The following is a 12,647-nucleotide window of genomic DNA, read 5'->3' on the forward strand; positions in this document are numbered from 1 at the left end:
CAGCTTGGCGTAGCGCGGCTCGTTGAGGCGCAGGTCAGTGGTGACGATGGCCGGGAGTGTCAGCGCGACGGTTTGCAGGCCGCCGTCGATTTCACGCGTGACATTAACCTTGTCACCATCTACCACGACTTCTGAGGCGAAGGTGCCTTGCGGCAGATTGGTCAGCGCGGCGAGCATCTGGCCGGTCTGGTTGTTGTCGGTGTCGATGGCCTGCTTGCCGAGGATGACGAGGCCGGGCTGCTCTTCGTCCACCACTTTGGCCAGCAGTTTGGCCACCGCCAGCGATTCGGCGCGCTCGTCGGTTTCAATGTGGATAGCGCGGTCGGCCCCCAGCGCCAGTGCGGTGCGCAGCTGCTCTTGGGCGGCCTTGGGGCCCACGGTCACGGCCACGACTTCGGTGGCTACGCCCTTCTCTTTCAGGCGCACCGCCTCTTCCACGGCAATTTCGCAGAAGGGGTTCATGGCCATTTTGACGTTAGTAAGGTCCACATCAGAATGATCCGCTTTGACGCGGATTTTGACGTTGTAGTCGATGACGCGTTTCACCGCGACGAGTACTTTCATAGGTTCCTCGCTTGGCTCGTGATAGAAGCCGTTAACCTGACTAGGCGCCGCCACCTAGTGGCCGCGCTCAAAATTCATGCAAGCGTTTGATAGGCTAGTAAATGAAAAACCCTATCAATTTGCCACAGCCTACCCACCAGCAACAACTTTCTCTTCGTGCGGCCTTGGTCGTAGCTCGCTGGTATCGCTGCTCGCACCGACACTTATAAAGTGTGCTTTTGCCATCGTAGGGGTGACCTGACACGGGTATTATGCCTATCATGGGAGATAACCAGAAGCAAACGACCGTTTTAAATTAAGGCCATCTTTTCATAAGCTAGTGCCCATTCGCTAGCCCGATACAGATGGCGCTTATGAGAATAAGGAGAAACCGGGTGGAAAACGTTGAACGCGATGTAATGGACTTTGACGTTGTCATCGTCGGCGCAGGCCCATCAGGGCTTGCCGCCGCCTGCCGCTTAATGCAGCAAGCCAACGAGGCCGAGCAAGAACTCACCGTCTGTGTCGTGGAAAAAGGCTCAGAGGTCGGCGCCCACATTCTCTCTGGGGCCGTCTTTGAACCTCGCGCACTGGCGGAGCTGTTTCCCGACTGGGAAGAGCGTGGTGCGCCTCTCACGACCCCTGCCGTTCGCGACGATGTATACCTGCTCAAAGATGCCGACAAAGCGCAGAAGATTCCCAATGCGCTCGTGCCGAAAAGCATGCACAACACCGGCGGCGATTTGACGCGCTACGTGATCAGTGCGGGCAACCTGTGCCGCTGGCTTGCGGAGCAGGCAGAATCGTTGGGCGTCGAGATTTTCCCAGGGTTCGCCGCTCAGGAAGTGATCGTCGAAGAGGGTGTCGTTCGCGGTATCTTGATTGGCGACATGGGCGTCGGTGCCAATGGCACTCCTAAAGATGGCCACATGCCCGGTATGGAGCTGCGCGCCAAGTACACGCTATTTGCCGAGGGTGCGCGCGGCCACTTGGGCAAGCGGCTGATCAATGACTTCTCTTTGAATGCAGGCCGTGACCCACAGCACTACGGCATCGGCTTGAAAGAACTATGGGATGTGCCCGCCGACAAGCACGAGCCCGGCTTGGTCGTCCACGGCTCTGGTTGGCCGCTGGATAGCAATACCCACGGCGGCTGGTTCCTTTACCATGCAGAGAATCAGCAGGTCGTCGTTGGGCTGATCATGGATCTTGGCTACCAGAACCCGTGGCTATCACCGTTCGATGAATTTCAGCGCATGAAGCACCACCCGGTGCTAAGCCAATACCTGGAAGGTGGTAAACGCGTGGCCTATGGCGCGCGGGCCATTGCCAAAGGCGGGTACAACTGCCTGCCGAAAATGACGTTCCCTGGCGGCCTGCTCATTGGCTGTGATGCGGGTACGCTCAACTTTGCCAAGATCAAAGGCCTACATACCGCCATGAAATCAGGCATGGTCGCAGCCGAGAGCGTCTTCGAGGCCATCCAGGGGGGTGATGAAGGTGGGCAAGAGCTCGCCAGCTTCACCCGCAAATGGGAAGCCAGCTGGGCCTATCAGGAGCTCAAAGAGAGTGCGAGCTTCGGCCCGGCCATACATAAATACGGCACGGTCGGCGGCGGCGCCTACAACTTCGTGAACCAACTGCTCGGCAATAAACTCCCCAACGTTCATGACACCACCACTGACCATGGGGCACTAAAGCCAGCCGCCGAATTCGAGAAAATCGACTATCCGAAGCCGGACGGCAAGCTATCGTTCGATAAATCCACCTCGGTGTTTTTATCGAATACGAACCACGAAGAGGATCAGCCTTGCCACCTGCGCCTTGCAGACCCCGATCTACCGATTCGTGAGAACTTGCCCAAATACGCCGAGCCCGCACAGCGCTACTGCCCGGCCGGGGTGTATGAAGTCGTCGAAGATGATCAAGGCCAGCCGCGCTTTCAGATCAACTTCCAGAACTGCGTGCACTGCAAGACCTGCGATATCAAAGATCCAGCCCAGAACATTACCTGGGTAGCTCCTGAAGGGGGCGGTGGTCCCAACTACCCCAACATGTAACTGCGTCTCGCCGTTGGCAGCCCAAACGAGGGCAGCCAACGGTGCTCCCTTCTGCATTCGCGCCTTTAGCGCGACGGCTCTTCATGAAACGCGGTATTCTTTCCCGCCTGCTTGGCGCGATACATGGCGGAATCGGCACGCTTCATCAGCGTTTGCTCATCGGCTCCATCGTCTGGAAACAGCGCCACTCCAATACTGACCGAAATCAAACACGTCTGTCCCTGCAACGAGAAAGGCTCTTGAATCGCAGCCACCAACTGCTCGGTGACACGCGTCACGGGCTCCCGCTGGGTGATGTGTCTTAGCAGAATGACGAATTCATCGCCTCCCAGCCGGGCGACAACGTCGTGTTCACGCACGGAAGATAGCAGCCGTTTAGCCACCAGCTTGAGCAGCTTATCCCCCGCCTCATGGCCCAACGTATCATTGACGCTCTTGAAGCGATCTAAGTCCAAGAATAGAAGCGCAAAGCCTCCCTCCGTCCCCCGGTACCGCCCAATCGCGTGATCCACCAAATAGCTAAGATATGCCCGGTTCGGCAACTGGGTCAGCGTATCGTGAAACGCAAGATGTTCGATATAGTGCGCGTGACGCAGCCGCTCATCCGTTACCCGCTGACGCTCGCGGTGAAGCTGGTGGCTAAGCCGCGCCAGAAGCCCGAGGATCATCAGTGCCGCAAGACTCACGAAGAGCGCGCGCAGCCAGTAGCGACGTTCCATCGGGTAAGCGCGCGCCAACTGCTCCTCCACAGAGATACCGACCACGATGGACAAAGGGAAATGGAACAGTGGGCGTACCAGCGTTAGCCGCTCGACATCCTGCCAACGGGTAATGAAGGGCGTGTCGTCACTACTCATGATTTCATCATACGTCGGTAGCGCCATGGCGATGCTGGAGTACAGCCGAGTACCGCTTCGACCAATGCGGGTGACGTTACTCGCATCCACTAGCGCAAGTAGCCCCTGCTCTCCCAAGGCATTCTCGTTATAACCGCTAACGAAGTAGTCAGCGCCGACGGTTAGCGTCACCCACTCGGGCGCATCACGACCATGGCTCAGCATTCTGGCAAACAGCAGCTGCTGTCGCCCCGCCGACGAAAACGCCTCGACCAGCAGCCCGGGGGCCTCTGGCAGCGCAGGCACACTGTCACGCTGCGTGGCCGGCTCCCAAGCGCCCGTACGCTCTTTGACCCGTCCCTGTCCGTCTACGATGCTGACCGAAAAAATCACCTCAGGGGGCAACAGGTTACGCTCCGCCAGCGTTGCTAAAATGTCTGAGCGCTGCTGACTGGCGACGAAGTCGACGAGCTTCAACGTCGCATCGATCTCCCGCAGCGATCTCAACACCCTGGCTTCGTAGGTGTCCGCCATGTCACCAATCGAGAGTTCGATTTGGCGCTTGATCGCGGCCTGCTCACGGCTGACCAGATAGTGGGTGCTACTCAGAATGACCAGCACGATCAACACCCCGGCCGCGCCAAAGAGCGTCAGCGGCTCAGCTAGCCGATGTCGCCATGAGCGCGCGGCATGTTGCGCGTCCAGGCGCAGTACTGGACCTCGGATGTTATTCAACGGTGACCACCTTCAACCGCTCGTCCAAAAATCGAGCGTCAATGTAGCCGAGCGCGTTGGGATCGCGAACGAGCCGCTCTACCACCGCCTGACTATCCGCAAAGGTTTGTGGCGGTTGACCGCGTCCCGTAAAAATCAGCCTTGCCCAGTGAGCGCGCAACTGGGCCGGTGTTTTTCCAATGTAGCGACGATAAAACTCGCCGCGCTCCCGTGACCGCTCGGATTGGTCGATAGGCGTGACCACCGTTCGCCCCTGTCGCAGCGTTCGGCTCTCCAAATAGAGGTCCTTGAGCTCTTGCCGCTGAATCCGGGTCAATTCTGCCTCGGCGGATACCACCACGAGCAGATCCGCAACGCCTGTACAAGGAAGTAGAGCGAACAGTAAACAGCAGCACCATCGGGGTAATCGCTTAGCCATCGTCACTCTCCCTAAAACACAAAGTCGAGCGCAAGGCTGAACAAATTCATGTCGCCACCTGGCTGAAAGCTGGGCTGCTGATTGATCAGCCCACCAGGCGATCCAGAACGAAAATCGATATGGTCATACTGTACCGTCAACGCCATTCCGGGTCGAAAATCCCATCGCAAACCAAGAGTGCTGCTGTCCTGAGACAGACTGGACGACAAGAGCCCATTGAGCGTGCCATTGAGCAATACGGCCGCATCGGACAACGGAGGCGGATAAAGCGCCGAGGGCAGGCCCGGCTCGAACCGATTGCTGAGCACGCGGGCTCGGCCCACCCCTGCATAGGGGGTCCATTGCCCAATGCGGTATCCCGCCGTCATGTGGGCGCTTTCGATAGTACCCAACAACGTTGACGATGAGAGCCGCGCCCACTCCCCCTCTACGAACCATGAACCCGGGTCGTAGTTTACGCCAACGCTCAAAATACGCACCGGTTTGCCATCCACTTCGTAGCGGTCGGCCAGCGCCTCCCCAGGCGGTCCAAACAGTCGATACACATCAAAAAACTGGGTCAACTCCTGCGCTCTGACATTGACCTCGCCATAGCTGACAAAGAGCGTCGTATCGCCCCATCGGGTGTGCTGAGAGACTCCCCACGAGTCAGAAGACTCGATATCCCCCGTTTCATATTCAAGGCTACCGCCACCGTAGCTAAGACGCAGATCGTTAATCGACTCTCCCAGATAGTAGCGATAGCGTAGATCGACGCCATCGAAGTTGGCGACGGGAACCAGACGGTAAATTTCCGCAGGCGGTCTGACCCAAGGCGTCGCAAAACTCACTTTGCGGTATTCGGAGTTCATAAAGCTGCCTTGCACCATTCGCCCAGCACGGAGGCTGAGCGTCGGCGTGGCGTCATACTGCAGATACGCCCACTCGATGTCTGGGGAGAAAGAACCATCGAAGCGCTTTTCGCTGACGACCTGTACGGTCGCGGAGAGTGAAGAGGTGGCGGCCAGCGTCGTTTGAAGTCCCAACCGGCTATCGACTTCAGCACTCCACTCCCCGCTGTAGCCAGCGCCGGAGGACGCCAGTGGGTCGGCGACGAAATCGGCATTGGTCACATCGGAATGCACCACGCCCAGCGTGCCAAACCCATTCAGGGTAACGCTAGGCAGTGAGGTGTCGGCCATGGTAGCGCCGCTGTATACCGCGAGAGAGATGGCGCAAGACCAGACGAACTGCCTTCGCATGCCGATTACCTGTTGGGTAAATAGTTAACTGCAAAGCATTTAATCGGCCAGATTAGGTGAAGTCAAACACCATGTGCGCGCGGAGCGTCAACGTCAGCTCACGGCGCTGTTCGCAGGCTCCATGATTTCGATAGGCGCGCGGCGCGCTATCAAACGTCGCCGCCCCGCCTGGGCAAAACGTACGTCGATGACCGGGTCCGAGGGGTTTCCTTCGACGGCCGCGACTTCGCCCTCGCCAAAGACCGCATGCAGCAGTCGCTGGCCAGGGTAGAAGTGACTATTGGCTTGGTAGCCGGCAGCGGGTTCTTTCACCTGGGGTGCCGCCAAGGGAATGTCCTCACGCCCTACTTTTGTCAGATAGCGCCCCACCAGACTGGGAGAGTTCACCTCAATGGGCTCGCTAGGCGGCCGCGAGTGCGCGAGGCACTCGGCAATGCGCATACCGTCCTGCCAGGCGCTTTCCGCGATGAAGCGACTCGGCTTATGAGCTCCGCCATCGTGCAGCACGAGCAGTTGCTCCTTGGCACGAGTGATGGCGACATAGAATAGCCGCCGCTCCTCTTCTAGCCGCTCATCGCTGAGGGGATTGTCGCGGCTGTAGTGAGGAAAGTCTTCTTCATTGACGCCCGCCACCGCGACCAAGGGCCACTCCAATCCTTTGGCACCGTGCACCGTGCTGATCAGCACGCCACCTGCCTGATTCTCTACGGGACGCTCGAGCAGTTCGATAAACGCATCGGGATCTTGCACGCTCTGGGCCTGCTCGATCAGCACGTCCAGCAGGCGCACGTCCTCCTCCCCCTTATCGCGTCTCGCCGCGGCGCGCTTCAACGTCTTTTCCGCATCGATAGCTTCGACCACGTGGCTAAGCAGTTTTGCCGGTGGCCAAGCACTCAGCGTTGGCAACTCACACAGCAATTCCCAGCGTTTTTTGAGAGTGCGCCGCTGGAGCGGTTTCAATGAAGCCAGCACGGGTTCATGGCGCTCCGGCCACTGCTGAGTGCTCGCTAGCTGGTGGGCCAAGCGCTGCAAACGCTCTCTGGCAACGAACGGGGTCGGCTGGGCTAATAGCAGCAGCAGTTGTTCGGGATCGTGTAGCAGTTCAGAACGCCTGGAGAGCTTCAAATAGCCAGCCAGCGCTTGCACCAAAGGCAAGCGAAATACGAAGCGGTCTTCCCGCAATAGCCGAAAGGGAATGCCCGCCTGAAGCAGCGCGAGCTGGAACGGTACCGACAGTGCCCAACTACGCACGAGCAGGCTGGCATCGCTCAATGCCCGCCCCTGGGCCTGCCAATCCACGAGTGCATCCAACAGCAAGCGGCTGCCTTGGCCCACAAAGACACGGGTATTGGGATTTTGGGCGTCCGCCAAACAGAGCTGATCCGGCCGACGCTGATTGGCCATGATGGCGTGATTGGCCGTGAGCGCTAGCGCGTGACCATGACGAAAGGTCATCGACAGGGGATAGTCGGTGGCGTCGCCGAAGGTAGCGGTAAAGTTCTCCAGCATCGTATCGGGACGCGCCCCCCGCCACTCATAAATGCACTGATTGGCATCGCCAACCGCCATGACGTTCGCCGTGGGGCCAGCCAACACGGCAAGCAGCCGCTGCTGAACCGTATTGATGTCTTGATACTCATCGACGATCACATGATCCAAAAACCCTTCGACACGCTGGCGAAGTGAGGCATCGGCTTCCAGGGCCTGCAAGGGGCGGTAGAGCAGATCCGCATAGCTCATCACTCCCTCCGCCTCCAGAAGGCGTTCGGCCTCGACGAAGGCGGCAGGAAAGTAGTCCGTGTCTGGCTCGAACTGAAGCCGCTCGTAGAGCGTCTCAGCGGGCAACATTTCCGCCTTTACCAACCCGCAAAAATGCGCCAGCGCTTCCAACCGGTCGCCCTCTAGCGCAGCGTCGCGGCGCTCCACTTGGTCGGCCAGCACGTTCAAACTGGCCTGACGCAGCAAGCGCTCCATCTGCCACTCGGCGGAGAGTAACCGTCGAGGCGCCAGCGCCCCCCAACGACACAAGCTCTGCGTGAGACGATGTCCTAAAGAGTGAAACGTGCGCACATCAGGCAGCGGCTGCCCCGCAGGCGCCATACTGGCCAAGCGTCGCTGAAAATCCTCTTTTGCGGAGCGGTTGAACATCAGCACCAGCATCCGCTTGGGAGCAACGCCGCTCGACAGCAGATGCAGTACTCGCGCGGCCATGGTCGTGGTCTTACCCGCCCCTGCCACGGCGGCAACACGAGCATGCCCTTCGCCATGGTGAACCACCGCTTGCTGTTCGGCCGTTAGCTTCACGGCGCCTCACTTGGCATGCTATCGCTCCATTGGCCAAGCGGGTGCCAGTGTCCTGCACTGTAGAGCAGGCAAGCCGTGTGCCCTTCGGCGGTTTCGTCGACGCGGGCTTGCTCTACCAAGCGATAGAACACGTTACGATGCAGCCGAGCCGCCAAGCCAAAACGAATGGCACACTCGGGTGCTAACTCGCCGTCGGGTGTCATCGACAGCGATAGGGGGTGATCACCGTCAAGGCGCACCACATCCTCGAACTGGGTCGTCAGCCACCAGGCATCGTCGCGAAAATCGGCCTCGACGATCATTAAAGGGCGATCGTCAACGGTCACTCGCCAGCGCTCCGCAGGAGTCACTAGGCAATACCCGTCCGCATCCCGCCGTAAAAGGCTGGCAAGCAGTTTAGCAATCGCCGGGCGCGCGAAGGGCCTGCCTTCATGCAGCCAAGTGCCATCCGCCTGGATACGAATGTCTATATCGCCCGATAGCGCGGGCTGCCAAGTGTCGACAGGGGGAATGGTCGCCGAGCCGCCGGATTGCTGAAGTAGCCGATCAATGTTCATTGCCATACTCCCCAAAAGACCGCGCGTTACACTACCAGTCCAGATTGTGCCAGCGCCTCTTTTACATGGGCAGGCGCATCGGGCGCGGCAGCACGGAAAAGATGGTAGAAGTTCACCGTCGTCTGCATGGCGACTTCGTCGACGCTGATGCCTCGTTCACGGGCAATGCACTCAGCCACCTCGACGACCCACGCGGGTTCGTTGGGCTTACCGCGGTGGGGAACGGGTGCCAAGTAAGGGCTGTCGGTTTCGATGAGCAGCCGATCCAATGGAAGCTGGCGTGCCAGCGTGCGTAACGACGCGGCATTGCGAAAGGTGATAATACCGGAGAGCGAAATGTAAAACCCCAGTCGCACGGCTTCTCGGGCCATCTCCAGGTCTTCGGTGAAGCAGTGGATCACACCTCCCACCTGCGGATTGCTATGCTCCCGCAGTAGCGCCAACGTATCTTCTTTCGCCTCACGGGTATGAATGATCACCGGTAGCTCTAGCTCGCTCGCGGCCATCAGGTGCCGTTTGAAGCGCTCATGCTGGACGCTTAGCGGTACGCTCTCCTGGTAGTGATAATCCAGCCCGGTTTCGCCAATGGCCACCGCGCCATACTGCTCGGCAGCGTCGACGATCTCGTCGACGCTGGGTTCGTGCGCCGCCTGATACAGCGGATGCAGACCGGCGGAGATCGCAACGTCATGGTGCTCTCTGGCAATGGCGGCCAGCCCAGGCAGCTCCTCCAGCGTCGTCGAAATCGCGAGAAACTGGCTAACGTTCGCTTGACGCGCAGCGTCCAGGGTGGCCGCCACATCGCCACCGTGGGTATGTTCCGATAAACGGTCGAGATGACAGTGAGAGTCGACAAACATGCAGGGCTCTTTGGGTGTAAAGAAAAAAGTGCTGAATTAGAGCGTAAATGAAGGAGGCGCTTTATCGAGCTGGCCCGCCAGCAGCGTCTCGATACGATCGCGAACGGAGTAATCCTGCTGGCTGAAGTGCACGCCAATGCCCGGCATACGCCGACCGCTCACGCCTTCGGGAGATATCCAAATCACCTGCCCTGTCACCGAAAGACGCTCACTCTCCCCTGGCAGGGTCAGCAGCAGCATGACCGACTGCCCAAGGCCGTAGAGTGTTTTCGTCGGTACGAAAATACCTCCACGGTCCAAAAAGGGCATATAGGCGGAAAGCAGCGTCGGCACATTCGGTATCGTCAAAGAGAGCGCTTTTTGGGCAGCCATCACGACCTCGTTACAACAAGTGGTTAGGAGCGCAGCAGCGCAGACCAGCGAACTAGCCACGCTTCCAAAACGAGCTGGGGATTTGGGTTGGCACCTACGGCGAACAGGCGGCGCTGCTCTCGGGCGTAATCCAGCAGCCGGAACCAGTCTTGAACGCGGCCATTTTTGACCGCCTGTCGATAGAGCGGCACCAAATCGGGATTGTGCAACACGCTCTGCTCGCCGGAAAGCCCCAGACGAATCAAGTCCTCAAGCCATGCGATACCGTACCACAAGATGGCATCGATGGCTTGGCGATCCAGCCTCGCGGCTTCCGATACCGGCTCTGCACCGCGTACCAACTGCTCGAAACAGTCGTGAATTTGATGCCGTAGGGCACGCTCATCGGGGGCAGCAAGTTCCACTGCCAAGAGCGGTAACCCGCCGGAGACGCGCCACCAAAAGTGTGCCTCATCATCTCCCAGGTGCTGCGTCAGCCAGCCTTTACATGCCTCGAACGGTACGCTGGCCAGTGGCCACTGCTGACAGCGTGAGCGAATGGTCGGCAGCGTGCGAGACGGCACGTCCGATAGCAGGATAAAGAGCGTTTTGTCGCCAGGCTCTTCCAAGCTTTTCAACAGCGCATTGGCAGCGGCAACGTTCATCGCTTCCGCCGGGGAAATGACAATAACGCGATAACCGCCCTGCTGGGCCGTTTGCGACACGAACCGGTTCACATCGCGGATCGGGTCGATACGAATTTGACGCTTCCCCTCTTCCGGCGACACCCGCAACAAGTCAGGGTGATAGCCCGAGGCCAGCATGGCGCAGCTATGGCACTGTCCGCAGGCCTGATCACCTGGCGCTGCACACAGCATTCTGGCGATCAGCGCCTCCGCCAACTGCTGCTTGCCGACGCCATGGGCACCGCTGATCAGCAGCGCGTGGGGGAGTCGTCCGCTATCGGCCAGACGCACCAACTGCTGCCAGGTCGAATGGTGCCAGGGCAAAACGCCGGTTACCGCCATTGCGCAACCCGCTCTTCCAGCACACGACTCAGCGCTACTTGAACGTCTTGCAGCGGCTGGGCCGCGTCAATGAGTGCAAAACGCTCTGGCGCAGACGCGGCTCTTTCTAGATAAGCGCGGCGCACGGCCATGAAGAACTCCACACGTTCTTTCTCGAACCGATCACGCTGCGTATTGAGATCGCGCAAACGGCCCTCAAGGCGCTCCTTGGCAGCCTCTGGGGACATATCGAGCAGTAGCGTCACATCCGGGGCAAGCCCCCGCTGCACGAACTGCTCCAACTGTGCGATACGCTGTGCATCGATACCACGTCCACCGCCCTGGTAGGCAAAGGTCGCGTCGGTGAAGCGATCACACACCACCCACGCGCCCCGCGCCAGCGCGGGCAAAATTTTCTCCGTTAGGTGCTGCGCACGGGCGGCAAAGACGAGTAGCAGTTCAGCGTCCACGCTCAGTGGCTCATTGGGCGACGGGTCGAGCAGCAGCTCGCGGATGGCCTCTGCACGTGCCGTACCACCGGGCTCCCGTGTGCGCACCACCTCGATCCCCCGCTCCTTTAGCCACGCTTCGACAAACGCTACATTGGTCGACTTACCGACTCCCTCACCGCCTTCCAGAGTGATGAAGCGCCCACGCTTGCTCATTGCTGCCCCTTACTCAATTGAGACACCATCTATGGCCGATGGCGGCGATTTAACGATTACGAATATAGCGATTGACGGCATTATTATGCTCGCGCAAGGTACGCGAAAAGTGGTGCGTGCCATCGCCTCGGGAGACGAAATAGAGCGTGTCGCCAGGCAGAGGGTTCACCGCGGCCTCCAGCGCAGCACGCCCCGGCATGGCAATCGGGGTGGGCGGCATACCGTCGATCACGTACGTGTTGTAGGGCGTCGCTTCCCGCAGGTCTGCACGGGTGATTCGGCCATCATACCGCTCCCCCATCCCATAAATGACCGTTGGATCCGTCTGTAGGCGCATGCCACGCTCCATACGCCGCTTGAAAACACCGGCAATTTCGCGACGCTCTTCCGGCGCACCGGTTTCCCGTTCGATCAACGAGGCCATAATGAGCGCTTCGTAAGGGGAATCGATCGTGAGATCCTCATCCCGTTCTGCCCACACCTCCTCCAGAATACGCTCCATCCGCTCCAGCGACTGACGCAAGATGTCCACATCGCTCATGCCCAAGTGATAGCGATAGGTGTCGGGAAAGAACCAGCCTTCTGGATATGTACCATCACGGCCCAAGAGCGACATGATCTCTTCATCGCTCATGTCGGCCGTGCGGTGCTCAAGCTTGGGAGCCGTATCGAGCAGGGCGCGCATTTGGCGAAACGTCCAGCCCTCAGGCACAGTCAGCGAGTAGGTCACGACATTGTTACTGCCAAGTAGAGCAATGACCTCCAATCCGCTCATCCCAGGCATGAGACGATACTCACCCACTCGCAGCTGCGGCACTTGCTCTGGGTCGATGCGAGCCAGCAGCCGATACGCCCAGGCATCCTCTAGCACGCCTTGCGAAGCCAAATCACGTACGACCTGATGAAATCCAGCACCTGCAGGTACTTGGTAAAGGGTGGGCTCCTCAAGGGCAATGGGTGCCGCAAGGCGCTGCTGCCAATAGGCATAGCCACCCAGCACGGCGGCCATGGCCAGCACCACCAATACCCCTAAGACGGCAAATAACCGTTTCACGTTGATACCTCGATCA

12 protein-coding genes are annotated in these 12,647 nt (G+C 59.2%); 1 reads left to right on the plus strand and 11 read right to left on the minus strand.

The genetic code is table 11. The annotated features are described in order from the left end of the window. On the minus strand, positions 1 to 564 hold a 564-nt coding region (locus tag QIT27_RS07510; RefSeq protein ID WP_285263370.1), incomplete at its 3' end, for an electron transfer flavoprotein subunit beta/FixA family protein. A gap of 374 nt (positions 565 to 938) precedes the next feature. Here QIT27_RS07510 and QIT27_RS07515 point away from each other — a divergent pair. After that, positions 939 to 2,603: an electron transfer flavoprotein-ubiquinone oxidoreductase gene (locus tag QIT27_RS07515; protein WP_285263371.1), complete on the plus strand. Its 1,665-nt coding sequence runs from the start codon at positions 939 to 941 to the stop codon at positions 2,601 to 2,603. A 65-nt stretch (positions 2,604 to 2,668) separates the two neighbouring features. On the opposite strand, the gene QIT27_RS07520 is transcribed toward QIT27_RS07515, so the two are convergent. The 10 genes from QIT27_RS07520 to mltG form a co-directional block, all read right to left on the minus strand. Next, a complete protein-coding gene (locus QIT27_RS07520) occupies positions 2,669 to 4,174 on the minus strand; it encodes a diguanylate cyclase domain-containing protein (RefSeq protein ID WP_285263372.1) in 1,506 nt (501 codons plus the stop codon). Then, complete coding sequence (locus QIT27_RS07525) at positions 4,167 to 4,592, minus strand: type 2 periplasmic-binding domain-containing protein (protein WP_253016041.1); 426 nt, start codon at positions 4,590 to 4,592, stop codon at positions 4,167 to 4,169. Before QIT27_RS07525 ends, QIT27_RS07520 begins: the two co-directional genes overlap by 8 nt. Positions 4,593 to 4,603: 11 nt before the next feature. Then, positions 4,604 to 5,773, minus strand: coding sequence for a porin (locus QIT27_RS07530; protein WP_285263373.1), 1,170 nt, complete (start codon positions 5,771 to 5,773; stop codon positions 4,604 to 4,606). 153 nt (positions 5,774 to 5,926) lie between these two features. Beyond that, on the minus strand, positions 5,927 to 8,137 hold the full coding sequence (locus tag QIT27_RS07535; protein ID WP_159342504.1) for an ATP-dependent helicase: 2,211 nt from the start codon (positions 8,135 to 8,137) through the stop codon (positions 5,927 to 5,929). Beyond that, on the minus strand, positions 8,134 to 8,694 hold the full coding sequence (locus QIT27_RS07540) for a DUF1285 domain-containing protein (RefSeq protein ID WP_285263374.1): 561 nt from the start codon (positions 8,692 to 8,694) through the stop codon (positions 8,134 to 8,136). The genes QIT27_RS07535 and QIT27_RS07540 overlap by 4 nt, the downstream gene beginning before the upstream one ends. Before the next feature lie 26 nt (positions 8,695 to 8,720). Further along, positions 8,721 to 9,554, minus strand: coding sequence for a TatD family hydrolase (locus QIT27_RS07545; RefSeq protein WP_285263375.1), 834 nt, complete (start codon positions 9,552 to 9,554; stop codon positions 8,721 to 8,723). A 36-nt stretch (positions 9,555 to 9,590) separates the two neighbouring features. Then, the gene (locus tag QIT27_RS07550) at positions 9,591 to 9,926 is read right to left on the minus strand and encodes a PilZ domain-containing protein (RefSeq protein WP_285263376.1); all 336 of its coding nucleotides are present in this window, start codon (positions 9,924 to 9,926) and stop codon (positions 9,591 to 9,593) included. Positions 9,927 to 9,949: 23 nt separating this feature from the next. Further along, the gene (locus QIT27_RS07555) at positions 9,950 to 10,933 is read right to left on the minus strand and encodes a DNA polymerase III subunit delta' (RefSeq protein WP_285263377.1); all 984 of its coding nucleotides are present in this window, start codon (positions 10,931 to 10,933) and stop codon (positions 9,950 to 9,952) included. Then, positions 10,924 to 11,577 carry a dTMP kinase gene (gene tmk, locus QIT27_RS07560; RefSeq protein ID WP_285263378.1) on the minus strand — a complete coding sequence of 218 codons (654 nt, stop codon included), beginning with the start codon at positions 11,575 to 11,577 and terminating at the stop codon, positions 10,924 to 10,926. The genes QIT27_RS07555 and tmk overlap by 10 nt, the downstream gene beginning before the upstream one ends. Before the next feature lie 49 nt (positions 11,578 to 11,626). Next, entirely contained in the window at positions 11,627 to 12,631 is a 1,005-nt protein-coding gene (gene mltG, locus QIT27_RS07565; RefSeq protein ID WP_285263379.1) for an endolytic transglycosylase MltG, read from the minus strand. Positions 12,632 to 12,647 lie beyond the last annotated feature (16 nt).

The organism is Halomonas sp. LC1, from assembly GCF_030247125.1.
In the GTDB taxonomy this organism is placed as follows: domain Bacteria; phylum Pseudomonadota; class Gammaproteobacteria; order Pseudomonadales; family Halomonadaceae; genus Vreelandella.